At 68.5% G+C, this 24,478-nt stretch carries 22 protein-coding genes; 12 read left to right on the top strand and 10 right to left on the bottom strand.

Features of this window, described 5'->3' with window-relative positions; all coding sequences use genetic code 11:
* Positions 1-80 precede the first annotated feature (80 nt).
* Together ahpC and ahpF are read left to right on the top strand one after the other, a co-directional pair.
* Positions 81-644, top strand: coding sequence for an alkyl hydroperoxide reductase subunit C (gene ahpC / locus AL072_RS23480; protein ID WP_045583688.1), 564 nt, complete (start codon positions 81-83; stop codon positions 642-644).
* A gap of 462 nt (positions 645-1,106) precedes the next feature.
* Positions 1,107-2,705 carry an alkyl hydroperoxide reductase subunit F gene (gene ahpF, locus AL072_RS23475; RefSeq protein WP_045583689.1) on the top strand — a complete coding sequence of 533 codons (1,599 nt, stop codon included), beginning with the start codon at positions 1,107-1,109 and terminating at the stop codon, positions 2,703-2,705.
* A gap of 77 nt (positions 2,706-2,782) precedes the next feature.
* Here the strand turns inward: ahpF and AL072_RS23470 are convergent, their stop codons facing one another.
* Both AL072_RS23470 and AL072_RS23465 read right to left on the bottom strand, forming a co-directional pair.
* Positions 2,783-3,148: a hypothetical protein gene (locus AL072_RS23470; RefSeq protein WP_045583983.1), complete on the bottom strand. Its 366-nt coding sequence runs from the start codon at positions 3,146-3,148 to the stop codon at positions 2,783-2,785.
* A gap of 162 nt (positions 3,149-3,310) precedes the next feature.
* Positions 3,311-4,207 (bottom strand): GNAT family N-acetyltransferase, encoded by an 897-nt coding sequence (locus tag AL072_RS23465; RefSeq protein ID WP_200909923.1) that lies wholly within the window; start codon positions 4,205-4,207, stop codon positions 3,311-3,313.
* Positions 4,208-5,110: 903 nt separating this feature from the next.
* Here AL072_RS23465 and AL072_RS23460 point away from each other — a divergent pair.
* Both AL072_RS23460 and AL072_RS23455 read left to right on the top strand, forming a co-directional pair.
* Entirely contained in the window at positions 5,111-6,376 is a 1,266-nt protein-coding gene (locus AL072_RS23460; RefSeq protein ID WP_245636993.1) for an O-antigen ligase family protein, read from the top strand.
* Positions 6,373-7,308 carry a glycosyltransferase family 9 protein gene (locus AL072_RS23455; RefSeq protein WP_045583690.1) on the top strand — a complete coding sequence of 312 codons (936 nt, stop codon included), beginning with the start codon at positions 6,373-6,375 and terminating at the stop codon, positions 7,306-7,308. Before AL072_RS23460 ends, AL072_RS23455 begins: the two co-directional genes overlap by 4 nt.
* On the opposite strand, the gene AL072_RS23450 is transcribed toward AL072_RS23455, so the two are convergent.
* Positions 7,305-8,918, bottom strand: coding sequence for a phospholipid carrier-dependent glycosyltransferase (locus tag AL072_RS23450; RefSeq protein ID WP_045583691.1), 1,614 nt, complete (start codon positions 8,916-8,918; stop codon positions 7,305-7,307). The two genes, AL072_RS23455 and AL072_RS23450, sit on opposite strands and share 4 nt — an antisense overlap.
* Before the next feature lie 232 nt (positions 8,919-9,150).
* Here AL072_RS23450 and AL072_RS23445 point away from each other — a divergent pair, with 232 nt between their 5' ends.
* Positions 9,151-9,522: a DUF2934 domain-containing protein gene (locus tag AL072_RS23445; RefSeq protein WP_045583986.1), complete on the top strand. Its 372-nt coding sequence runs from the start codon at positions 9,151-9,153 to the stop codon at positions 9,520-9,522.
* Here the strand turns inward: AL072_RS23445 and AL072_RS23440 are convergent, their stop codons facing one another.
* Genes AL072_RS23440 through AL072_RS23430 form a run of 3 tightly spaced genes read right to left on the bottom strand, consistent with a single transcriptional unit; the run spans position 9,523 to position 12,761 of the window.
* Positions 9,523-11,079: a DHA2 family efflux MFS transporter permease subunit gene (locus AL072_RS23440; RefSeq protein WP_045583692.1), complete on the bottom strand. Its 1,557-nt coding sequence runs from the start codon at positions 11,077-11,079 to the stop codon at positions 9,523-9,525.
* A 20-nt stretch (positions 11,080-11,099) separates the two neighbouring features.
* Positions 11,100-12,236 (bottom strand): HlyD family secretion protein, encoded by a 1,137-nt coding sequence (locus tag AL072_RS23435; RefSeq protein ID WP_045583693.1) that lies wholly within the window; start codon positions 12,234-12,236, stop codon positions 11,100-11,102.
* Positions 12,237-12,269: 33 nt separating this feature from the next.
* On the bottom strand, positions 12,270-12,761 hold the full coding sequence (locus AL072_RS23430) for a MarR family winged helix-turn-helix transcriptional regulator (RefSeq protein WP_052710175.1): 492 nt from the start codon (positions 12,759-12,761) through the stop codon (positions 12,270-12,272).
* A 198-nt stretch (positions 12,762-12,959) separates the two neighbouring features.
* Here AL072_RS23430 and ilvD point away from each other — a divergent pair, with 198 nt between their 5' ends.
* Together ilvD and AL072_RS23420 are read left to right on the top strand one after the other, a co-directional pair.
* Positions 12,960-14,825, top strand: coding sequence for a dihydroxy-acid dehydratase (ilvD, locus tag AL072_RS23425; RefSeq protein WP_045583694.1), 1,866 nt, complete (start codon positions 12,960-12,962; stop codon positions 14,823-14,825).
* Positions 14,826-15,048: 223 nt separating this feature from the next.
* Positions 15,049-18,207: an ATP-binding protein gene (locus tag AL072_RS23420; RefSeq protein ID WP_082109109.1), complete on the top strand. Its 3,159-nt coding sequence runs from the start codon at positions 15,049-15,051 to the stop codon at positions 18,205-18,207.
* A 41-nt stretch (positions 18,208-18,248) separates the two neighbouring features.
* Here AL072_RS23420 and AL072_RS34470 read toward each other — a convergent pair whose 3' ends face one another.
* Entirely contained in the window at positions 18,249-18,539 is a 291-nt protein-coding gene (locus AL072_RS34470) for a ribbon-helix-helix domain-containing protein (RefSeq protein WP_052710176.1), read from the bottom strand.
* 149 nt (positions 18,540-18,688) lie between these two features.
* On the opposite strand from AL072_RS34470, the gene AL072_RS23410 reads away from it, so the two are divergent.
* The 5 genes from AL072_RS23410 to AL072_RS33715 all read left to right on the top strand — a co-directional run bounded on the left by AL072_RS23410 (position 18,689) and on the right by AL072_RS33715 (position 22,313).
* Positions 18,689-18,886 (top strand): hypothetical protein, encoded by a 198-nt coding sequence (locus tag AL072_RS23410; protein ID WP_045583695.1) that lies wholly within the window; start codon positions 18,689-18,691, stop codon positions 18,884-18,886.
* Between the two features lie 119 nt (positions 18,887-19,005).
* Entirely contained in the window at positions 19,006-20,277 is a 1,272-nt protein-coding gene (locus tag AL072_RS23405; protein ID WP_045583696.1) for a YcaO-like family protein, read from the top strand.
* On the top strand, positions 20,274-21,038 hold the full coding sequence (locus AL072_RS23400) for a TfuA-like protein (RefSeq protein ID WP_045583697.1): 765 nt from the start codon (positions 20,274-20,276) through the stop codon (positions 21,036-21,038). Before AL072_RS23405 ends, AL072_RS23400 begins: the two co-directional genes overlap by 4 nt.
* 77 nt (positions 21,039-21,115) lie before the next feature.
* Complete coding sequence (locus AL072_RS23395; protein ID WP_060721740.1) at positions 21,116-21,826, top strand: Crp/Fnr family transcriptional regulator; 711 nt, start codon at positions 21,116-21,118, stop codon at positions 21,824-21,826.
* A gap of 106 nt (positions 21,827-21,932) precedes the next feature.
* Entirely contained in the window at positions 21,933-22,313 is a 381-nt protein-coding gene (locus AL072_RS33715; RefSeq protein WP_082109111.1) for a ribbon-helix-helix domain-containing protein, read from the top strand.
* Positions 22,314-22,351: 38 nt separating this feature from the next.
* On the opposite strand, the gene AL072_RS23390 is transcribed toward AL072_RS33715, so the two are convergent.
* The 3 genes from AL072_RS23390 to AL072_RS23380 are packed head-to-tail and all read right to left on the bottom strand — an operon-like array spanning position 22,352 to position 24,476.
* A complete protein-coding gene (locus AL072_RS23390) occupies positions 22,352-23,140 on the bottom strand; it encodes a 3-hydroxybutyrate dehydrogenase (RefSeq protein ID WP_045583699.1) in 789 nt (262 codons plus the stop codon).
* A gap of 11 nt (positions 23,141-23,151) precedes the next feature.
* Positions 23,152-23,799: a 3-oxoacid CoA-transferase subunit B gene (locus AL072_RS23385; protein ID WP_045583700.1), complete on the bottom strand. Its 648-nt coding sequence runs from the start codon at positions 23,797-23,799 to the stop codon at positions 23,152-23,154.
* Positions 23,800-23,816: 17 nt separating this feature from the next.
* On the bottom strand, positions 23,817-24,476 hold the full coding sequence (locus AL072_RS23380) for a CoA transferase subunit A (RefSeq protein ID WP_045583701.1): 660 nt from the start codon (positions 24,474-24,476) through the stop codon (positions 23,817-23,819).
* Between the last annotated feature and the right edge of the window lie 2 nt (positions 24,477-24,478).

Below are 24,478 nucleotides of genomic sequence, written 5' to 3'. Positions count from 1 at the left end.
GCCGCACTAAGTCGGACACGCCACGGCCGAAGGCCGGGGATGGGGCGAACCCAATCATCGCACTCCATCGGAGAACACTTATGTCCTTGATCAACAGCGAGATTAAGCCCTTCAAGGCAACCGCGTACAAGAACGGCAAGTTCATCGACGTGACCGACGCCGACCTGAAGGGCAAGTGGTCGGTCGTGTTCTTCTATCCGGCCGACTTCACCTTCGTCTGCCCGACGGAGCTTGAGGATCTGGCCGACAACTACGCTGAATTCGAGAAGCTGGGCGTCGAGATCTACAGCGTCTCCACCGACACCCACTTCTGCCACAAGGCCTGGCACGACACCTCGCCGGCCATCGGCAAGATCGGCTACACCATGATCGGCGACCCGACGCTGGCGATCAGCCGCAACTTCGAGGTCCTGATCGAGGAAGTCGGCCTGGCCGACCGCGGCACCTTCGTCGTCGACCCGGACGGCAAGATCCAGATCGTCGAGATCACCGCCGGCGGCGTCGGCCGCGACGCCAAGGAGCTGCTGCGCAAGATCAAGGCCGTCCAGTACGTCGCCTCCCACCCGGGCGAGGTCTGCCCGGCCAAGTGGCAGGAAGGCGAGAAGACCCTCGCCCCGTCGCTCGACCTGGTCGGCAAGATCTAAGGTTTTCCGGGGGTTTCCCCGGAAACCCTCGGATCGGGGGCCGGCTTCGGCCGGTCCCCACCCCGCCCGCTCCGCGGCGGGCTTGGATGCAGCATCTCCCCGGACCTGTGCCTCGCGGCATGAATGTCCCGCCTGCCTTGCGGCAGGATATCCCGCGGCCGGCCAGTTCCGCCGCCGCCCGTGATCGGTTCGCGATCGGTTCCTCATCGGTTTCCCCATCCCCGCGAAGGCGGGGACCCAGACGCGCAGTTTGTCGCAGTCTTTTCCCGGACCTGGATCCCCGCCTGCGCGGGGAGGACGATGAGGCTTCGAACTCTTCACTGTTTCCAGAACCGGACCGGCCTTCCCGGACCGCCTCCCCTCTGCCCCCCTCCTCCCCCGAAAGGGGCCCCCATTCTCCGCCCGGACCGCCGCAGACGCAGGCGATCCGCCCCGGACACGAAGACGTTGGGAACGAAAGCCATGCTGGACGCCAATCTGAAGACGCAGTTGAAGGCCTATCTGGAGCGCATCACCCAGCCGATCGAACTGGTCGCGTCGCTCGACGGCGGGCCGAAGGCGCAGGAGATGCTGGGCCTGCTGGAGGACATCGCCTCGCTGTCGGACAAGATCACGCTGGTCCGCGACGGCAAGGACGAGCGCCGGCCCTCCTTCGCGATCAACCGGGTCGGCAGCGACATCGGCGTCACCTTCGCCGGCCTGCCGATGGGCCATGAATTCAACTCGCTGGTGCTGGCGCTGCTCCAGGTCGGCGGCCATCCGTCGAAGGAATCGGCCGAGCTGCTGGAACAGATCCGCAACCTCGACGGCGATTTCCGCTTCGAGACCTACTTCTCGCTGACCTGCCAGAACTGCCCGGACGTGGTGCAGGCGCTGAACCTGATGAGCGCGCTGAACCCGCGGATCAAGCATGTCGCCATCGACGGCGCGCTGTTCCAGCAGGAGGTCGAGCAGCGGCAGGTGATGGCCGTGCCGACCGTCTACCTGAACGGCGAGCCCTTCGCCCAGGGCCGGATGGACGTGGCGCAGATCGTCGCCAAGCTCGACACCGGCGCGGTGGCCCGCGCCGCCGAAAAGATCAAGGCCAAGGCGCCGTTCGAGGTGCTGGTGATCGGCGGCGGCCCGGCCGGCGCAGCCGCCGCGGTCTATGCCGCCCGCAAGGGCATCAGCACCGGCGTCGCGGCCGAGCGGTTCGGCGGCCAGGTGCTCGACACCATGGCGATCGAGAACTTCATCTCGGTCTCCCACACCGAGGGGCCGAAGCTGGCGGCGGCGCTGGAGCAGCACGTCAAGGACTATGACGTCGACATCATGAACCTGCAGACCGCCACCGCCCTGGTGCCGCCGACGCAGGAAGGCGGGCTGATCGAGGTGAAGCTGGCCAGCGGCGCCTCGCTGAAGTCGCGCACGGTGGTGCTGTCGACCGGCGCCCGCTGGCGCTCGATGAACGTCCCGGGCGAGGCCGAGTACCGCAACAAGGGCGTGGCCTACTGCCCGCACTGCGACGGTCCGCTGTTCAAGGGCAAGCGCGTGGCGGTGATCGGCGGCGGCAATTCCGGCGTCGAGGCGGCGATCGACCTCGCCGGACTGGTGGCGCATGTCACCCTGATCGAGTTCGACAGCCAGCTGCGCGCCGACGCGGTGCTCCAGCGCAAGCTGCACAGCCTGCCGAACGTCGACGTCATCGTCTCGGGCCAGACCACCGAGGTGCATGGCGACGGCAGCAAGGCCGTCGGCCTGTCCTACAAGGACCGGACCAGCGGCGAGCAGAAGCGGATCGATCTGGAAGGCATCTTCGTGCAGATCGGTCTGGTGCCCAACACCGAATGGCTGAAGGGCTCCATCGCCCTGACCCCGCGCGGCGAGATCGAGGTGGACGCCCGCGGCCAGACCTCCATCCCCGGCGTCTTCGCTGCCGGCGACGCGACGACGGTGCCTTACAAGCAGATCGTCATCGCCATGGGCGAGGGCGCCAAGGCGGCGCTGTCGGCCTTCGACCACCTGATCCGCACCGTCCCGGTCGAGGAATCGCGCCCGGCGGCGATGGAAGCGGCGGAGTAAGGAGGACGTAACAGAAAAGCCGGCGGTCCCTCCCAGGACCGCCGGCTTTTTTTGCTGTCATCCGCGGAGCGGGGCGATCAGCCCCCCTTCGCCGCCGCCTTCTCCTTGTCCACCGCTTCCAGGATCCGCTGCAGCGCCTCGGTGCCGAGCGGCGAGTCCATGGTCAGCCCGTCGGCGAACTTGCGCAGCGCGCCGATGGTGCGGCGGCGGGTGACGAACTCGTCGTCGCCCGGCTCGAAGGGCTCCACCACCGGCCCCTTGTAATAGCCGCCGCGGAAGCCCCACTGGCGCCGCCCGTCGGCGCGCCACTCGCTGCCGTCTGACAGCACCATGCAGCGGCCGCCTTCGGTGTAGCGCTCCACCGTGGCGATGGATTGCGGAATGGACTGGCCGGTGCGGATGGTGACGCGGTCGCCGACGCGGAAGCTGGCGGCAGTGAACATGCTTTCTCCATGAATGGCGCCCCGGCCCGACCGATGGGTTCCGATCGCTGGCCGCGGCGCCGCAAAGATGCCGAAGACGCTGTTTTCCCCCAAGCGCCCCGCCGGATCCAGCGCCTTGTCGCTGTCCCGTCCCAACAGGCTCCAGCCACGCAAGCAGCTGCCTCACCCCAGCTCGAAGCTGGTGATCCCGAACAGCCGCGCCAGATCGACCGCAGGCGCCGGCCCCCGATACATCCGCGCCGTCTCGAACTGCGGCGACAGCCCCAGTTCCCCGGCCAGACGCACCGCCGCGCCGTTCGGTTCCGGCACGTCGAGGAACAGCGGCCCCTCACCAGCCGCCCGCCCCAGCGCCAGCAGCAGATCACGCGCGACGGCGCCGCCGTCGGCGTAGAGCGGCCCGATTTTCCACCCCTGATGGCACGGGCGGACGACGCCGAAGCCGCGCAGTCTGCCGTCCTCGACGGCGGCCAGCGCGGTGGCGCCCGGCAGGGCGATCCAGTTGGCGAGGAACCCGGGGCGCGGCGCCGGGAACAGGCCGGCATCCAGCGCCATCAGCCTGTCGAACGGAATCGTCCGCGCATCCACCACGGCGACGGACGCCGCCTCCCCGCCGCCATCCGGCAGCCGACCGCCGAACCGGATGTTGCGGTGGGCCGGGGCGAAGCCGGATTTCCGGTAATTCTCCTGCTGGGCGACCACCCCGTCGAGGCCGACGGTGCAGCCCTTCAGATGGCGCAGCCCCGCCTGCCACAAGTGCCAGCCATAGCCGCGCCCGCGCACCTCCGGCCGCACGATGTAGAAGCCGAGGAAGCCGAACTTCCCCGGATAGCGGACGACCGACAGCGACGCCACCGGCCGGCCGTCCAGCAGCCCGGTCAGGAAACCGGCGGGATCGGCGGCGTGGAACGCGCCCGCATCCTGCAGGCCGGGGTTCCAGCCCTCCTCCCGCGCCCAGTCCACCGCCAGATCCAGCTCGGCCCGGCTCATCATGCGAACGCGATAGCCCTCCGTCTCCCGGCCCGCCGCCTGTTGCCCCGCCTGTTGCCCCATCAGGTCCATCTCCGCCCCTCTCCATCTTGCGGGCCGTCCTCTTGCCGGCCGCCGGCAGGGGACCAGCGTAACGTCCGGCCTTACGGCTGCACAATCCGGACGGCGCGTCTGCAAGGAGGGATTTTCCACCCGCCCTTTCCCCTCCCCGGCGACCATGATAGGAATTATTGGCTCGTCCCAGGCGATGCCTGGTATTGCCGCCAGGGAGACTCCGTGCCACCCCCGACGTCTGAAAACCTCCGGACCCATTTGATCAAAGCACGGTTCCACGTCCGGGGCGTGCCCGCGGTCGGGCTGGCGGATGGAACATGGAACAGGTCTGAATTCCTGTTTCATCCTGTTCCATCCGCCCCGGAACACCGGGCGGCACGCGATGCCCACGGCTGCGGACCGCAAGCGGCACGGTCCCAGGTCCGGGACGTGCCCGCCGTCCGGCCGGAGGATGGAACATGGAACAGGTCCGACTTCCTGTTTCATCCTGTTCCACCTGTTCCATCCACCCCGGAACACCGGGCGGCATGCGATGCCCACGGCTGCGGACCGCAAGCGGCACGGTCCCAGATCCGGGACGTGCCCGCCGTCCGGCCGGAGGATGGAACATGGAACAGGTCCGACTTCCTGTTTCATCCTGTTCCACCTGTTCCATCCACCCCGGAACACTGGGCGGCATGCGATGCCCACGGCTGCGGACCGCAAGCGGCACGGTCCCAGGTCCGGGACGTGCCCGCCGTCCGGCCGGAGGATGGAACATGGAACAGGTCCGACTTCCTGTTTCATCCTGTTCCACCTGTTCCATCCACCCCGGAAGACCGCGCGGCATGCGATGGCCGCGGCTCCGGACCGCGCGCCGTTGCTTTCGCGGCGGGAGTGCGGTTAAGTCCCCGCCGGTTTCCGCAATTTCCCGCCGAGTTCATGGACGTCACCGCGTCGCGCCCCACTTCCTCCAGTCCCGCCGCCGACCGCCCCACCACCGGCCGGCCCGATGCCGTGCTCCGGCACCTCGCCGCCGCCGCCGCCCTGGTCCTCGGGCCGCTGGCGGCGCTCGCCCCTCGCGGGATGCCGGTGTGGGCGGTCGCCGTCTTGGCCCTGGCGCTGGCCGGACTGGCGCGGCGCGGCGCCTTCGGCCGCATCCTGCGGGTGACGCCGCCGGTCGCTGCGGTCGCCGCCTTTCTGGCGCTGGCCCTGGCATCCTGCCTGTGGAGCCCGTCCGACCGCGCCGCGGCGACGGTGGGGGAGATCGCCTACATCGCGCTCGGCGCGCTGGCCGGCGGCGCCTGGGTGGCGGGAATGCCGGCGGCGGACGTGCGGCGGCTGGCCCGGCTGTTCCTGGCCGGCGGGCTGGCCGGCGGGCTGCTGTTCGCGGTCGAGGCGGCGCTCGACTTCCCGCTGAACCGCTGGTGGAACGCCGTCCCCGACGACCAGCTGCCCAACCTGCTGAACGGCAACGTGCCAAAGCGAACTGCGGCGCTGCTCTGCCTGCTGGTCTGGCCGGCGGCGCTGGCGGTCGACCGCTTCGGGCGCCGGGCGGCGGCCCTGCTGGTGCCGGTGGGCTATGCGCTGGCCTGCCTGCCGCTGACCAGCCGCTCGGCCATGCTGGGCATCGGCGCCGGGCTGGTCACGCTGGCGGCGGCGCGCGCCTCGGCCCGTTGGACCCGCCGGCTGTTCGCCGCCGGCCTGACCGCCGCCTTCCTGCTGGTGCTGCCGGCAGCCCTGCTGTTCGCCGGGCCACTCGACCTCGACCATTCGGCGCTGCTGTTCCGCTCGGCCCAGCACCGGGTCGAAATCTGGGGCCATGCGGCGGAGCGCGCCCTGCGCACGCCGGTCCTCGGCCAGGGCATCGACGCCTCGCGCTCGCTGCCGCCGGAAGGGGCGGTGTCGGACTTCTCGCCCATCGGCGACAGCCTGCTGCCGCTGCACCCGCACAACGCCTTCCTCCAGGTCTGGCTGGAAACCGGGGCGGCCGGCGCGGCGCTGGCGCTGGCCGTCCTGCTGATGCTGCTGGCCGCCACCGCGCGGCTCGACCGCCGGGCCCAGCCCTTCGCGCTGGCGCTCTACGCCACCGCGCTGGCGATGGGCAGCACCGCCTACGGCATCTGGCAGCCCTGGTGGATGGCGGGATTCCTCGCCGCCGCGCTGATGCTGCGGCTGGCGGCCCGTATCGGGGAACAGACACGATGAGCAAGCGCCCGCTCCGCATCCTGGTCATCAAGCTGGGCGCCTTCGGCGACTTCTTCCTGGCCCAGACCACCTTCGCCGCGATCCGTCGCCACCATGCCGGCGACCGGCTGACCCTGCTGACCCTGCCGTCGCTGGCCCCGCTCGCCCGCATGAGCGGCCTGTTCGACGAGGTGCTGGAGGATCCGCGGGACCGCTCGCTGTCGGCCTATCTGGCGATCCGCAAGACGTTGCGCGCCCACCGGTTCGACCGGGTCTACGACCTCCAGGCGCAGACGCGCACCGACCTCTACCACCGGCTGCTGTTCCCCGGCCCCTGGCCGGAATGGTCGGGCACCGCCAGCGGCGCCTCCCACCCCGACCGTTACGAGGGGCGGCGCAAGGTGCCGGTGCGCGAGCGCTACGTCCGCCAGCTCGCCCCCTTCGGCATCGTGCCGGACGCGGCGCCGGACCTGTCCTGGCTGGATGCCGACATCTCCGGCTTCGGCCTGCCGGAGCGCTTCGCCCTGCTGGTTCCGGGATCCTCGGCCGGACGGCCGGACAAGCGCTGGCCGGTCCGCCGCTATGCCGAGGTGGCGGCGGCGCTGGCCGGGCGCGGCATCGTCCCGGTGGTGGTCGGCACCGGCAGCGAGCGCGACCTCGCCCGCGCCATCGCCGAGACCTGCCCGCAGGCGGTCGACCTGACCGACCGCACCGGCGTGCCGGAACTGGGCGGGCTGGCGCGGCGGGCCTGGGGGGCGGTCGGCAACGACACCGGCCCGACCCACCTGATCGCGTCGGTCGGCTGCCCGACCGTGGTGGTCTTCTCCGACGCCTCCAACCCGATCCACAGCACCGGCCCGCGCGCGCTGATCCACCACCGCCCCGACTTCGCCGACATCGACAGCACCGGCGTCCTGGAGGCTCTGGACCGGGCGCGCGGGGAGGGGGGCTAACGGCAGAAGGGAAACGGCGCCATCTTGGGCATGTAGATCGGGATCCACTCGCAATGGGTGACCGGGTTGGGCAGCCTGCGGGTCTCGATCAGCGGCCAGGCATGGGCCGCGACCACCACCAGCGCCACGCCGCCCAGGATCCAGCGCCGCGGCCTGGCCCGGTCGAGCAGCTCCGGCATCCGCGCCAGCACCCAGGCGGCCGACAGGATGGCCAGCGGGTCGGTGTAGGCGGCATAGGCGCGCTGGAAGCCGCGCAGCGAGAACAGCGCCTCCAGCCCCCAGGCGACCAGCAGCAGGAACAGCGCCTGCACCGCCGCCAGCCGCCGCCCCCGCCGCCACAGCACGAGCGCCCCGGCGATGGCGAACCACTCCACGACGATGGTCTGCGGGATGTTGTCGGGATGCAGGACGATGGTGCGGATCGCCAGCGTGCGGCCGATGCCGGCCAGCAGCAGCGCCAGCGTCCCCTCCCCCACCACCTGTCCCTGCCCCTGCAGCGCCGCCCCGTGGCGCCAGGTGGAGAAGACGAACATATGCTCGACGAAGTTCGCCACGGCGATGGCGTTCTGCTCGTTCCAGCGGATGTCGAGCGCCAGCAGCCCGACCGCCAGCCCCAACGCCACCGCCGCCGCCCCGGCCACGGCCCTTGCCGCCGGCACCCGGTGGACCGCCGCATGGACCAGCATGCCGACCAGCACCCAGCCGGCGACGATGGCCTGGTAGCCGCCGCCCGACAGCCCGCCGCCGACGGGGGTGTAGGGGTAGACCGCCCGGCCCCAGCCGGCCAGCCCGGCCGCGATCAGCCCATAGGCCGGCACCGCCGCCACGGCCGCCGCCAACCCGACCAGCGCAGCCACCCCCCAGGAGGCCCCCGCCGCCGGCCGGCGCCCGAACAGGATCGCCGCCACCGGCAGCCCCATCGCCAGGAACACCGCCTGCACCTTGGTCACCATGGCCAGCCCGACCAGCAGCCCGGCCAGCGCCAGTTGCAGCAGCGACGCGCCGCCGCACTGCCGGCCCTCGGCCGGCCGCACCGCCCGCAGCACCAGCAGCAGACCCAGCACGACGAAGCCGGCCGACAGCAGGTCGGTGCGCATCTGCCGCCCCTGCGCCGTCAGCCCGACGCCGAAGGCCAGCAGGATGCCGGCCAGCAGCGCCACCCGCCGGTCCGTCACCAGCCCGCGCAGCAGCGTGGTGTAGGCGACGGCAAGGCCGGCGGTCAGCAGGATCGACAGCGCCCGCCCGGCCTGGACCAGCGACTGCCATACCGCCTGCGTCGCCGCGACGTCGGTCCCCGGCGGCAGCGCCGACAGGGTGGCGACCGGCAGCAGCCCGACCGCATGCAGCAGCCGGTACCAGAGGTCGATCACCAGGAAATAGCCGTAGCCGGGATGGTCGAAATACTCCTGCGGCAGCCCGTCGCCGAACAGCAGCCCGTGATAGGCCAGCACCAGATCCTGGTCGGCATGGACCCAATAGGGCAGCCGGAACCCGACCAGCAGCACCGACAGCGCCATCGCCGCGGCCAGCCCGGCGCACAGCAGCCACCAGGGTGCCGCCGCGACGCGGTCGAGGACGGACGGACGGGTGGCTGGGGCGGCGGGCGTCATGGATGCTGCGCTCACGGTTCGGGTCGGCCGGCGCCTTGTGGCATGGAATGCGCCGGTTGGGAACCACCTGCCGTTCCCTGCTGTTGCCGCCATGCGATGGCGGAGCCGCGAGTCTCCGCCTCTTCCGTGGTGCCTCGCAGGAGTGGCTTTGCAACGTTGGCGGGACGCTGCCACAAAATACGGTATGGCAGGCCCGCTCGGCAGTGGAATGGGCAGTGGAATGGGGGACTTGATGGCCGATACCGACGACATCCAGGAGCGTATCCGACGCCGCGCCCATGAGCTGTGGGAAAGCGAAGGCCACCCGCAAGGCCGCGATGCCGACCATTGGGCCCAGGCCGAAGCGGAAATCCGCGGTGCCGGCGCCGTGGCGCCGACCGAAAAGGTGGCCGGCTCACGCAGGAAGGCGGCCGCTCCCAAGGCGACGGGCAAGAGCACCCGCGCCGCCGCCGAATCCCTGTCGGAAGTCGCCGGAACCCCGGCGGAGGGTGCCAAATCCGAAGCGCCGAAGTCAGAGCCGGCAAGGCCGGAAAAGGCCGCCCCCCCTGCCAAATCCGCCCGCGCCGCGAAGAAGAACGGCGGCAAGACCGCGTCGCCCGGCTGACTATTCCATCACCGCCGCCTCGTCCGGCGCCGGAGCCCCCGCCTTCGGCCGCCGGAGCAGCAGCAGCATCGGGATCACCAGCAGCGCGACATACATCATCAGCTTGAAGTCGTCGATGTAGGCGATCATCGCCGCCTGCTGCGTGACCTGGGCGTTCAGCATCGCCAGCGCCGCGGGCGAGGCGGTCACCTGTTCCGTCAGCGTCTGGGAGAAGGGCGTCAGGTGCCCGGCCAGGCTGGCGTGATTGATCTGGGTGTTCTGCGACAGCAGCGTCATCACCACCGAGATGCCGACGCTGCTGCCCAGGTTGCGCACCAGGCTGAACAGGCTGGCGGCGTCGGTGCGCAGCCGCGGCTCCAGCGTGGCGAAGGCGATGGTGCTGAGCGGCACGAAGACGAGCCCGAGGCCGAGGCCCTGCACCACGCCGCTGACGATGATCGGGCTGCGGTCCATCACGATGGTGAAGCCGGTCATCGACCACAGCGACCAGCTCGTCGTCAGCACGCCGGCCAGGATCAGCAGCCGCGCGTCCACCTTGCGCACCAGCCGGCCGACCACCAGCATCGAGATCATCGTGCCGACGCCGCGCGGCGCCAGCACCAGCCCGGTGGTGACCGTCGGGTAGCCCAGCAGGTTCTGCAGCATCGGCGGCAGCAGCGCCATGGTCGCCAGCAGGATCACCCCGATCACGAAGATCAGCACCAGCCCGGTGACGAAGTTGCGGTCGCGCAGCAGCGCCGGGTCGATGAAGGGTTCCGTCCGGGTGCTGCCATGGGCGGTGGCGATGTGGACGGCGAAGATCCAGAAGGCGCAGGCGGCAAGCGCCGTCTCGATCCAAATCTCGGTCGCTCCGAACCAGTCCAGCTGCTCGCCGCGGTCCAGCAGCATCTGGAAGGCGCCGACCGCCAGCCCGAGCATGGCGAAGCCGAAGAAGTCGAAGCTCCGCTGACGGCCCCTGGTCTCGTGCAGGAAGATCGCCATGCCGGCGAAGGCCAGCAGCCCGACCGGCAGGTTGATGTAGAAGACCCAGCGCCAGCTGAAGCCGTCTGTCAGCCAGCCGCCGAGCGTCGGCCCGGCGATCGGGCCGACCATGATGCCGGCGCCCCACAGCGCCATGGCCTGCCCGTGCCGCTCCTTCGGGTTGATGTCCAGCAGCACCGACTGCGACAGCGGGACCAGCGCGGCGCCGAAGACGCCCTGCACCAGCCGGAAGGCCACCATCTGCGTCAGGCTGCCGGCCAGCCCGCACAGCACCGACGCCGCGGTGAAGCCGGCCACCGCGATCAGGAACAGCCGCTTGCGCCCGAACCGGTCGGCCATCCAACCGGTGGCCGGGGTCGCGATAGCCGCCGCCACGATATAGGAGGTCAGCACCCAGGTGATGCTGTCCTGCGCCGCCCCCAGGCTGCCCTGCATGCTGGGCAGGGCGACGTTGGCGATGGTGGTGTCGAGCACCTGCATGATGGTCGCCAGCATGATCGAGACGGTGATCATGCCGCGATGCTTGACCTCATGCGGAGCGCCGGAGGTCTGTGCGGAGGATTGGGCGGCAGCCATGGGAACTCTCCGACAAGCGATTACCGGATCGCCGCGACCGCGTTGCCGATCGCACCCGGCAGCGGCCGGCTGTAATGCGTGTCGACCTCCACCTCGGCGCTCAGGCCGGTGCGCAGCGGCACCGCGGCGGCGGGATCCGCGTCCCGGCTCCCGTCGATGCGCAGGCGGACAGGCACGCGCTGCACCACCTTCACCCAGTTGCCGGTGGCGTTCTGGGCGGGCAGGACCGAGAATTCCGACCCGGTGCCGGCACCGATGCTTTCGACATGGGCGGACAGGGTGTGGCTGGAATAGGCATCCAGCACCACGGTCGCGCTCTGGCCGACCGCCATGTGGGTCAGGTCGGTTTCCTTGAAGTTGGCCTCGACCCAACTCGACCCGCTCATCACCAGGCTGACCATCGACAGGCCGACCGTTGCGTATTGCCCGGCCAGGAGCCGGTCGGTCTGGCTGACCACGCCATCGGCCGGCGCCGTCACCACCGTGTGGTCCAGGTCGCGCTGGGCGGTCGCCTTCTTCGCCAGCGCCTCCAGCACCGTCGGGTGGCGGTCGGTGGGAATGTCGGGATCGCCGCCCAGGGCGGCACGGGCGCTGACCACCGCCTGCTTTGCCGTGTTCAGATCCTGCTGCGCCGCCTGCAGGTCGTGGCGCACGGAATCGTAGGTGGCACGCGCGGCAACGCCGGTCTTCAGCAGATCCTGCTGGCGCTGGAACTCGCGCTGCTCGAAGGAGACCTTCTCCTCGGCGGCGGCCTGCTTGGCCAGCTCCTCGCCCAGGTCGGCGCGCAGTTGTTCCACCTTCAGGCGGGCCGAAGCCAGAGCGGCGTCGGCCTGCCGCAAGGCCAGCCGATATGGCTCGTCGTCGATGCGGAACAGCAGGTCGCCGCGATGGACCGGCTGGTTCTCGCCAACCGCCACCTCGACGATGCGGCCGGAGATGTCGGGGCTGATCGTCACCTTGTCCTGCTGGACATAGGCGTTGTCGGTCGAGACATAGCGCCCGCCCACCACATACTCATAGCCGCCGCCGATCGCCACCAGCAGCGGCAGGGCGGCCATCAGCAGCCAGCGGCGCCAGCGCGGCCGGCGGGCGGGGGTGCCGGCCGCGGGGCGGTTTGCGGCGTCACGGTCGGTCACAGGATCGGATACGGCGGTCATTGCGGTCTGGTCCCGAAGAGAAAACAGCGTGGGTCAGGATTTCGCGGCGGCTTTTTCGGCCGAATCGGCCCGGCGGTCGGACAGGTTGGCGCGCATGTGCGCCAGCATCTCCACCAGCTGCGCCTCGGCATCGGGCGGCAGACCGGACAGCGCCTCCGCATAGATGCCGGTGGCCACCGCCCTCCCCCGCTCCAGCACCGCATGCGCTTTCGGCGTCAGGCGCGGCAGCCGTGCCCGCCGGTCGCTGGGGTCGGGATGCCGCTCGATCCAGCCGCCCTCCTCCATGCGGTCGATCTGCCGGCACAAGGTGATCGGCTCGATCTCCAGCAGGTCGGCCAGGGCCGTCTGCCTGATCCCCTCGTTCCGGGCCAGCGTGGCGATCACCGACCATTGGGCGCGGGTAAGCCCGAGATGGCGCGCGCGCTGGTCGAAGCGGACGCGCATCAGCCGCGCCGTGTCGTTCAGGACGGCGCCCAGAGTCATGGAATGGAGATTGGTGGACTGGGGATTCGCGGCGGAGGACATCGGGCATTCACAAGCTTGCTTATCACTTCGGAAGATCTAATAAGCTAGCTTATCATCGGCAATCCTCGCGGCGTGCATGGCAGGGCCACGCCGCTGTCGCGCCTCTGGCATCCGCGACAGGAGATTGCTAAGGTGCCCACCCGTTTCGTTCCATTCCTTTCGCCAACTCGCCCGAATCGACCAGCTGAGGACCGATCCATGCCGCACTACCGCTCCCGCACCTCAACCCACGGCCGCAACATGGCGGGCGCGCGCGGCCTGTGGCGGGCGACCGGCATGAAGGACGGCGATTTCGGCAAGCCGATCATCGCCATCGCCAATTCCTTCACCCAGTTCGTGCCCGGCCACGTCCACCTGAAGGATCTGGGCCAATTGGTCGCGCGAGAGATCGAGAAGGCCGGCGGCGTCGCGAAGGAGTTCAACACCATCGCGGTTGACGACGGCATCGCCATGGGCCATGGCGGCATGCTCTACAGCCTGCCCTCGCGCGAGCTGATCGCCGATGCGGTCGAATACATGGCGAACGCCCACTGCGCCGATGCGCTGGTCTGCATCTCCAACTGCGATAAGATCACGCCCGGCATGCTGATGGCGGCGATGCGGTTGAACATCCCGGCGATCTTCGTCTCGGGCGGCCCGATGGAGGCCGGCAAGGTCAAGTGGCGCGGCAAGACCAAGGCGGTCGACTTGATCGACGCCATGGTTGCCGCCGCCGACCCGACCGTCTCCGACGAGGAGGCGGCTGAGATGGAGCGCGGGTCCTGCCCGACCTGCGGTTCCTGCTCCGGCATGTTCACCGCCAACTCGATGAACTGCCTGACCGAGGCGCTCGGCCTGTCGCTGCCCGGCAACGGCACCATCCTCGCCACCCATGCCGACCGCAAGGAGCTGTTCCTGGCCGCCGGCCGCCTCGCCGTCGACCTCTGCCGCCGCTGGTACCAGGAGGAGGACGCCACCGCCCTGCCGCGCGGCATCGCCACCAAGGCGGCCTTCGAGAATGCGATGACGCTGGACATCGCCATGGGCGGCTCGACCAACACCGTGCTGCACATCCTGGCCGCGGCGCAGGAAGGCGAGGTCGACTTCACCATGGCCGACATCGACCGGCTGTCGCGCAACGTTCCCAACGTCTGCAAGGTCGCCCCGGCCGTCGGCGACGTCCATATCGAGGACGTGCACCGCGCCGGCGGCATCTTCGGCATCCTGGGCGAGTTGGACCGCGCCGGTCTGCTGAACCGCACGGCTCCGACCGTCCACGCGCAGACCCTGGGCGACGCGATCGACCGCTGGGACGTGATGCGCACCCAGGACCCGGCCGTCCATACCCTCTACAAGGCCGCCCCCGGCGGCATCCCCACCGTCGTGCCCTTCAGCCAGGAGCGCCGCTGGCCGGACCTGGACCTCGACCGCGAGAAGGGCGTCATCCGCAAGTCGGAGAAGGCCTTCAGCCAGGACGGCGGTCTGGCCGTGCTGTACGGCAACATCGCGGAGAACGGCTGCATCGTGAAGACGGCAGGCGTCGACGCCTCCAACCTCGTCTTCGCCGGGCCGGCCCGCGTGTTCGAAAGCCAGGACGATGCCGTCGCCGGCATCCTGGGCGACGTGGTGAAGGCCGGCGAGGTCGTGGTGATCCGCTATGAGGGTCCGCGCGGCGGCCCCGGCATGCAGGAGATGCTGTACCCGACCAGCTACCTGAAGTCGAAGGGGCTGGGCAAGGCCTGCGCCCTGGTCACCGACGGGCGGTTCTCCGGCGGCACCTCGGGCCTGTCGATCGGCCATGTCTCGCCGGAAGCGGCGCAGGGCGGCGCCATCGGCCTGGTCGAGAACGGCGACCGCATCGAGATCGACATTCCCAACCGCATCATCCGGCTCGCCGTCGGCAACGAGGAGATGCAACGCCGCCGCGACGCGATGAATGCCACGGGCGTCGATGCCTGGAAGCCGGTCGGCCGCGAGCGCATGGTGTCACCGGCCCTGCGCGCCTATGCCGCTCTGACGACCAGCGCGGATCGCGGTGCCGTGCGCGATGTGACGCAGGTCGAAAACATCGCTGTTCGCCGGTGAGCCCGCCCCGCTTCCACGACGGGGCAGGCATATCCGGCACATATCACAAGTAATTATAGAAGCGCCGCGCAAGTTGCGGCGCTTTTTTTGCCAAAGGCAACATACTAAGGTATGTCACATTCCACCTGCACGAAAATCTTGGGTGGATGCATCGCTCGGATGTTCGCAAAATTCAAAATGCATGCTCTAATATGTCAACGCGAATTCCGCGAGGGGGGCGGACATGGCGGACACACTGTGGAGCGCAGCGACGGACGGCAGTCGCCCCTGGCAGGACGCCTCACGTCTGCCGGGTGAGAAGCCGCGCGAACGCAAGGTGGTCACGGCGATGTTCGTGGATATCGTCCGTTCCTCCGCAATGGTGGCCGGCCGCGACCCGGAGGATGCCGACGACCTGCTGCTGTCGATCCTGACCCGGATAACGGAGGCGGTGCCACGCTTCGAGGGCACGGTGACCCAGATGCTGGGCGACGGCTTCCTGGCGACCTTCGGTGCGCCCGGCGCCAAGGAAGACCATGCGCTCCGCGCCTGCCTGGCCGCCCAGGACATACTGAGCTCCACCCGCGACGAGCAGGGCCGGCCCATCTTCCAGATCCGCATCGGCATCAGTTCCGGCGATGCGGTGGCCCATGTGGTGACAAACGGCCTGTGGACCGACTACCGCGCAGTGGGCGAATGCGTGCACATGGCCGCCAAGCTTCAGCAGCGTGCCGCCGCCGACAGCGCCCAGCTCAGCCGCGACACGCTGGACCTCATCCCGGTGGGGGTGGCTGTGCGTCCGATGGGAAGCCTCCGCCTGTCCGAAGAGGTAGAGCCGATGCCGGCCTTCCTGCTCGATGGCGCCCGCGCCGTGCGCCGCACCGCAACCGACCTGCTGTCGGCCACCGACGCTCCTTATGTTGGGCGGGAAAAAGAGGTGGCAGCCCTGTTCGCGATCGCGGATTCGGTGGAGGCTGGGAGACCGGCCCAACTCCTGCTGCAGGGCGAGGCCGGGATCGGCAAGTCGCGGCTGGTCGGTGAATTCCTGCGCGATCCGCGCAGCCGGCGCTGGACTCTGCTGCAATGGCCGCAGATGCCGATCCGCCGGCTGGCCGATCCCGACGACCTGGAAGCGGTGGCGCTGAGCCTCGCCGAACAGGTTGCCGGCTGTGCCAGCGAGGAGGGTATAGGCTGGGTTTGCGATGCCGCCAACCGCCGGACAGGAACGCTGGCCGGCGATGCCGTGCGCGCACTGTTCGGCCGACCGGCCGCCGATCCGCTGTGGATCGGGCTGGATCCGGCACAGCGCCTGTCGCTGGGAATCGAGGGGCTGGTGGGCGCGGTCCTGGAACTCGCTTCGCCCAAGGCCGCCGCCGGGGGCGGTTCCGGTGCGCTGGGGCGGCCTCTGCTGGTATTGGTGGAGGATGGGCACTGGGCGCGGCCGGTGATGGTGCGCCTGCTCGACCGGCTTGTCGGATCGCTGCCGGGCAGCGACTCCCGTCTGCTGCTGCTCGCCACCCGGCGGCCGCCTCCGCTGGGGCCCGAGTCCCAGGACCAGGGCTGGAACGGCCGGCCGGGCGGACGCCGCATCGATCTGGGCATGCTGTCGACGGAGCAGGTCCAGGCTTTCCTGTCCCACTGGCTGGGATCCGACTGGTCGCTGGTCGAGTTGAAAACCCAGGTCGCCGCCCGCTGCCAGGGCGTTCCGCTCTATCTGGAAGAGGTGCTGCGCACACTGGAGGCATCCAACGCCATCGAAGGCGCGCCCGGTGCCTACCGGCTGGTCGATCCGCTGGTGGTGAACAAGCTGCCGCGCACGCTGCATGCGCTGCTGGCCGAACGCATGGACCTGATGACGCTGGAACGCCGTCGGCTGCTGATGAACGCGGCGGTGATCGGCATCACCTTCGATGTCGGGCTGCTCCAGGCATTGACCGGCCTGCCGATGCCGAAGCTGACCGACTGCCTCGCCTATCTCGAGCGCGCAGGCTTCGTGCTGCGCACCCGCCTGCTGCCCAACCTGGAATATTCCTTCAAGCATGCGCTGGTCCAGGAGGTCGCCTATGCCACCCTGACCAAGGCGGATCGCCGTGCTCTGCACGCCCGCGTGTTGGAGGCATTGCGCCACCGCCGCGACCACGACCTGCCCAATCGTCTGGATCTGCTGGCCCACCATGCTTTCATGGCTGAGAACTGGCCGGCTGCCCATCTGTTCGGCCGCCGGGCCGGCGTAAGGTCGGAACTTCGCTCCCGGCTTGAGGACGCGGGCCGGCATTACCGAAATGCCCTGGACGCGCTGGATCGGTGTCCGGACCTGCCCCGCAAGCCGCTGCAAAGGATCGACACGTCCATCGCGCTCGCGCGGGCAAGGATGCCGCGCGGCTTCACCGACACATGCCATCTGCTGGAACATGTCCGGGATCTGTCTCTTGCCGTTGGCGATCCGCGACGTTATGCGCGCGCCTCTTCGATGCTGGCCGCAGTGGAGTGGTCGAACGGCAACATCGACCGGGCCATCCAGTTCAGTCGCGAGGGATTGCAGGCCAACGACGGCAGCTTCGACCGCAAGACGCAGATTCAGCTGCTCGGGCGGCTTGGCGGAATTTTGGCGGAGAAAGGGCACTATCCGGAAGGATGCAGCGTGCTGCGGTCGGCACGGCACATGTTGCCCACCAACAGCCTGCGCGAACGTTTCGGACTGGCGGTGGTCGGCGAGGTCGGGATTTGCGCCAACCTGGCACGGAACTGCGCGGAGATCGGCCACGAAAGTGAAGCCGTCAGCACGGCACGGGATGCCGTCGAAGCTGCGGATGCCAGCCAGCACAACTTCTCACGGCTCTACGCGTATGAGCATATGGGCTGGACCTACCTCCTGCTTGCGGAACCGGAGAAATCGATCCCCTACCTCGAAACGGCACTCGAGCTGTGCGATTCGATCGATTCAAAGCTCCACAAGCCTTTCCTGTTGGGGGCAACCGCGTATGCCCGGGCTTGCACAGGCAAGGTCCAAGATGGACTGCGGCTCTTCAAGCGGGGGCTGGCCATCGCCGAACAGGAGCGGGTCAACGCCTACATCAACCAAGTGCATCTCTGGCTCGCCGAGACCTACCTTCTGGTCGGCGACGTCGCGAATGCACGACAGCGGACGCAACTCGTTCGGCAGCTAGCCTGTGCGTCGGGTCGGATCGGTTACCTGGCGAAGGCGCAGGCCCTGGACGCCGAGGCGGCGTCCATTATGCGCGACGGTACGGAAGACGCCGATCAGGCTCTGCTGCGTGCTGAGCAGAATGCACGCCGCCTATCCCTGGCCCGGGTCGCAGCGAGATGCGCCGAGCTACGCGCCTGCTCACCCGGCCAGCACCCGGCACCGATCATTCATCGTTCAATGGCCGGGCGGACGTAAGGAAAATTTCTCCAGCGGGCCATAGGCTTGGTGAAATCTGCTTAGCGGGCGCCCGTCTGCCTGAAATAATCCAGCACATAGCTGCGAATCGCACTGGTCAACGGGATCGTCGACGGCCGCGAGGAATCGACCTCCTGGCAAAGATCACGGACCGGCCGTTCCTCTTTCTTAGAAATCTCGTCCAGTCCGCTCCAGATCGCCATTTCCAGACGGAGCTTCGCACGCCGGTCGGTCAACGGGATCGTGCGCGAAGCCACCGACGGCCACACCATGAGGCTACGCAGATCGGGGCCGTACGCCATGTCTTCGAAGGATTTCTTTTGAAGCTGCATCGGGCCGCTCTCCGGTACCGAACGGAATGAGAAAGTAGAGGGGCTATCTACACCGACCCCGTCCCCCGCACTGTGAAGTTCTTCACAGCCGCCCACCCCTTCGAATGCGAAGAGTTTTCCCGTCATCAAACTTCCCAAGGAAAAGTTCAATGAACGTTTCGATCTCCCAGGCTTCGATGATCCGTGGCGCCGATGGCCGTCTCTATTCCGTAACCGCGCACGGCGTCTCGGAAATCGCCGACACCGCCATCGCCACGGCCCGTACCCATATCCGTTCGGGCGACCGCGCCGGCTTCGAAACCGCCGACCATGAAGCCGCTCGCACCATGATCGCCCCGGGCGCCTGATCAGGTTCCCGGTTTCTGTTCTTCGGACCGTGGCCACCAGCACCGGCAAGGCGCTGACCGGCCACGGACCCGGGAACGGGATGCCCCCTTCGATATTCCTCCGCCCCGGACAAGCCGCGATGCCCTTCGATCTGCTCGATGTCAAAGCCTCGGTCTCGGATGCGGTGAAGGCCCACACGGTCGGCACCCACCGGGTCATGGCGCCCGAACGGACCCTGGCGCGGGTCACCCCGTTCCTGCCGATCATGGGGATCACCCGGGTCGCCAACGTCACCGGGCTGGATGCCATCGGCATACCGGTGGTGATGGTGACGCGACCAAATTCGCGCTCCGTTTCGGTGTCGCAGGGCAAGGGGGTGACGCTCGCCGCCGCCAAGGCATCGGGGGTCATGGAATCGATCGAGAGCTACCATGCCGAACGCATCACCCTGCCACTGAAGTTCGCCAGCTTCGAGGAGCTGCGCTGGACCCATCCGGTGGTGGACGTCGACCGCCTGCCCCGGCTGTCGACGAGCAGCTTCAATCCGCATAGCCCCATCCTGTGGATCGAGGGGCAGGATCTGCTGAACGGTGGCCCGAAATGGGTACCGTTCGAGATGGTCCACCTGAATTTCACAGTGCCGATGGCTCCCGGCAACGGTGCTTTCCTGGCAGGGTCCAACGGGCTGGCCTCAGGCAACCACAAGATGGAGGCAATCAGCCATGCCATCACCGAGTTGGTGGAGCGCGACGCAACCACCCTGTGGCGTCTGGCCGGCCCCGCAACCCAGACGGCGACGCGCATCGACCTGGACAGCATCGACGACCCGGTCTGCCGTTCGTTGATCGACCGGTTCGAGACGGCCGGCGTCGCCGTCGGCGTGTGGGAGACCACCAGCGACATCGGCCTACCGGCCTTCCTCTGCCGCATCGTCGAGCGTGAGGAGTTGCCACAGCACTCCATCCGCCCAGCCACCGGCATGGGATGCCACGCCGCACGCGAGATCGCCCTGTCCCGTGCCCTGACCGAGGCGGCGCAGAGCCGCCTGACCTTCATCGCAGGCGCCCGCGACGACATGCCGCGCGCCGAATACGAACGTCACCTCGACCCTGTCCATCATGCCCGCTGGAAGGCCGCCATCACCGGCGGCACCGGCCGGCGCTCCTTCTCAGACTGCCCGACCCGCACCGCCCCCACCATCGAGGCCGACCTGGCCCACCAGTTGGACCGGTTGCGCGCCGCTGGCATCGAGGAGGCCGTGGCCATCGACCTGACCAAGCCCGAATTCGGCATCCCCGTCGTGCGCGTCGTCGTCCCGGGACTGGAGGGTGCCGACGAATCCCCCGATTACCTGCTGGGTGACCGCGGCCTGCGTGCGCTCGGCTCCCATTCGATGGAGAAGGCGGCATGAGCGGCGTCTATGTTTTTCTCGGCCCCACCCTGCCGCACGAGGACGCGGCGGCGCTTCTCGACGCCACCTACCTGCCGCCGGTCGCCCAAGGCGACGTGCTGCGGCTGTGCGCGGAAAAGCCGGCTGCCATCGGGATCGTCGACGGCTTCTTCGAAAGCGTGCCGTCGGTCTGGCACAAGGAAATCCTCTACGCCATCCATGCCGGCATCCCGGTGTTCGGCGCCTCCAGCATGGGGGCGTTGCGCGCAGCCGAATTGTATCCGTTCGGCATGATCGGCGTCGGCGCCGTCTTCGAAGCCTACCGCGACGGGCGGCTGGAGGATGATGACGAGGTGGCGGTGATCCATGGCCCCGCCGAATTGGGTTACACCGCCCTGTCGGAAGCGATGGTCAACATCCGCCGCACCCTGTCGGACGCGGTGTCCGAGCGCGTGGTGACCGCTGAAACGGCATTGCGCCTCGAATCCATCGCCAAGGAACTGCCCTACCGTGAACGCGGCTATGGCCGAATGCTGCGGCTGGGGAGCGACATCGGCCTGCCTGCTGCCGAATTGACCGCCTTCCGGACATGGCTACCGCAAGGCCGTTTCGACCAGAAGCGGGATGACGCCAAGGCGATGCTACGCCAGATCGCGCGCCGGCTGGGCCGCGCGCCGGCCAACGACGCCATGCCGGAAGCCCGCTTCCACTTCGAGCACACCGTCCTGTGGGACCGGGCCCTCCGGGACACCACCGCGCCCGCCGGATCGCTCGCGATGTGAGAGCGTATCGGCTACACTGATCGCGCTGCAGTGGCGAATGCCGCCATTGTGGGGCAAAACGGTGTCTGGACGGACGAATGAACGCGCCGATCGATATCGCGGCAGTGTTGCGGCGCAACCGACTGCTCGGAGAGCTCGATTCCGGACAGATGGCGGAGTTGCTGGGGCTGGGGCGCATCGCCCGCTTCGACGCCGAGCAGATCATCTTCGACAAGGGTGATCCAGGCGACTGCCTCTTTGCGGTGCTGAAGGGGCAGATCGCCATACGGACCTCCTCGGCAGACGGCAAGACCATGCTGCTCAACATCCTGGAGGTCGGCGACGTCCTGGGCGAGATCGGGCTTATCGACGGACGGGAGCGGATGGCCGCCGCGGTCGCCCTGCGTCCGGTCGACCTCTACCGTATCGACCGCGCCGACTTCATCCCCTTCTTGGAACGCCATCCGCGCCTGTGTACCCGCATGATGGTTGTCCTGTGCGAGCGGCTGCGCTGGGTGTCGGAGAACATCGAGGACGCTGTTTTCCACGATGTACCCCGCCGGCTTGCCCGCCGCCTGCTGCTGCTGTCCGAGAGCTATGGGCAGGCGACTCCGACGGGTCTGCGCCTGACCCTGCCGCTGTCGCAGGAAGCGCTCGCCAACATGCTGGGCGTCACCCGCGAGATGGTGAACAAGTGCCTGGGCGCCCTGCGCAAGACAGGCGCAGTGACATATGCCAAAGGGTTTATCGTCATCAACGACCTGTCTCTTCTCAAGGACATGGCCGGAGATCCCGAACGTTCTCCTTAGGGGGAATCCTTACCTGCCTAAAGTTTTGTTCCCAAAACCGGTTGTGGTCGCGTTATAGTGTGTGGGCGGTGGGGAGATCGCACAGGTAGTACGAGGATTTTTCGGCATGTCAAGCGACGGGAACAGTTCTGCTTGCGTTGGTCAATCCATGGGCGTCGCCTCATTGACATCCCGCACGCTGAGATTGTCCGGGCGTGAATTCACGGTCAGGTTGGAGCCATCCTATTGGGAAGGGCTCGATGAAATTTGTCACCGAGAAGATCTGACGGTGGACGAATTGTGCGCCGATGTCCGCGAACGGATGGAACAGCAGAGTCGCCGTACCGCCCAATCCGGCGTATCGCTCGCCAACGCACTGCGCGTATTCGTTGTCGGCTATTACCGACAGGCGGCAACGGAACGCGGCCACGCCCGTGCCGGTCATGGTCAGGGCCGTCCCTTCATCGCCACCCCGTTCGACACGATTCCCGCATCCAGCGGCAACTGAAAAAGCGGGGCAGGCCTTGCGGCCCACCCCCGACGACCTCACTGCGCCGTCCAGCCGCCATCCATGGTCAGCGCCGCACCGCGCATGTTTCCGGCCGCGTCGGAGCACAGGAACACCGCCAGTTCGCCCAGCTGTTCCGGCGTGACGAAGGACTTTGACGGCTGCTTCTCGCTCAGGAGTTCGCGCCCGGCCTCCTCGATCGACACGCCGCGGCTTGCGGCGAGCGCGTCGATCTGCTTCTGCACCAGAGGTGTCAGCACCCAGCCCGGACAGATGGCGTTGCAGGTGATGCCCGTCTCCGCCAGTTCCAGCGCCGTAACCTTGGTCAGCCCGATCACGCCATGCTTGGCGGCGACGTAGGCCGACTTGTTGACCGATGCCACCAGCCCGTGGACCGAAGCGATGTTGATGACGCGGCCCCAGCCGCGCGCCTTCATGCCCGGCAATGCTGCGCGGGTACCGTGGAAGACGGCCGACAGGTTGATGGCGATCACCGCATCCCACCGTTCCACCGGGAAGGCATCGACAGGCGACACATGCTGGATGCCGGCATTGTTGACCAGCACGTCCAGCCGGCCATAGGCCGTCTCGGTCGCGGCGACCATCGCCTCGATCTCCGCCGGCTTCGACATGTCGGCGCCGTTGTGGGCGACACGGACGCCGAATTCCGCCGACAGCGATTGGCACAGCTCCGCGATGTAGGACGCGTCGCCGAAGCCGTTCAGCATCAGGTCGGCGCCCTGCGCCGCCAATTGCCGTGCGATTCCAAGGCCGATCCCGCTGGTGGACCCAGTGACGAGCGCGGCCTTCCCCTTCAGATTGGTCATTCTTCTTACCCTTAGAGCGACATGGAACGGAGATCCGGGGCGACGATCAGCTCGCACCCGGTGTTTGCGATCACCTGCTCCACCGTGACACCGGGGGCGGTTTCCTTCAAGACGAGGCCGGCATCGGTCGGCTCGATGACGGCGAGGTCGGTCACCACCAGATCGACCCGGCGGACGGAGGTCAGCGGCAGCGCGCAGCGCTCGACGATCTTCGGTTCGCCCTTGGCGCTGTGCTGCATGGCGACGATCACCCGGCGGGCGCCGGTGACCAGATCCATGGCGCCGCCCATGCCCGGCACCATCTTGCCCGGCACCATCCAGTTGGCGAGCCGCCCCTCGCGGTCCACCTGCAGGCCGCCGAGCACGGTGACGTCCAGATGGCCGCCGCGGATCAGCCCGAAGGAGAAGGCGCTGTCGAAGGACGCCGCCCCCGGCAGGGCCGAGATGGGCGAGCCGCCGGCATCGGTCAGGTCGTGGTTCTCCGCCCCGGTGATCGGGCCGGACATGCCGACGATGCCGTTCTCCGACTGGAAGAACACATGCCGTCCGGCGGGGACGTAGCGGGCGACCAGGGTCGGCAGGCCGATGCCCAGGTTGACGAGGTCGCCGTCCAACAGCTCCAGCGCGACGCGCTTGGCGATCAGGGTCTTTTCATCCATGGCTTTCTACTCCCCGATCAGCGCGGCTTGGCGGTGACGATGTGGTCGACCAGCACCGACGGCGTCATAACCGCGTCGGGCGGAATGCAGCCGACCGGCAGGATGTCCTCGGCCTCGGCGATCACGGTGGCGCCGGCCATCGCCATCAGCGGGTTGAAGTTGCGGGCGGTCAACGCATAGGTGAGGTTGCCGTACAGGTCGGCCTGCTTGGCGGCGACCAGCGCGAAATCGGCCTTGATCGGCATTTCCAGCAGATAGGTCGTGCCGTCGATCTCGACCGTGCGCTTGCCCTCCTCCACCGTCGTGCCGACGCCGGTGGGGGTCAGCACGCCGCCCAATCCGACGCCGCCGGCGCGGATGCGCTCGGCCAGCGTGCCCTGCGGCACCAGCTCGACCTCGATGGCGCCGGAGATCATCTGCTTCTGCGTCTCGGGGTTCAGCCCGATGTGGCTGGTGACGACCCGGCGCACCAGCTTCTCCACCACCAGCTTGCCGAGCCCGTTGTCGGGCCGGGCGGTGTCGTTGGCGATGATGGTCAGGTCGCGCTTGCCCTGGCGGATCAGCTCGTCCACCAGCCGGTTGGGGCCGCCGACGGCCATGAAGCCGCCGATCAGCAAGGAAGCACCGTCGGGAATGCGCGCGACTGCGTCTTCCAGGGAAATGAGCTTGTTCTTCATGA

It is taken from the genome of Azospirillum thiophilum, from assembly GCF_001305595.1.
Lineage (GTDB): Bacteria > Pseudomonadota > Alphaproteobacteria > Azospirillales > Azospirillaceae > Azospirillum > Azospirillum thiophilum.
The sequence above is the reverse complement of the archived record's forward strand: the minus strand, read 5'-3'. Positions and strand labels throughout refer to the sequence as shown.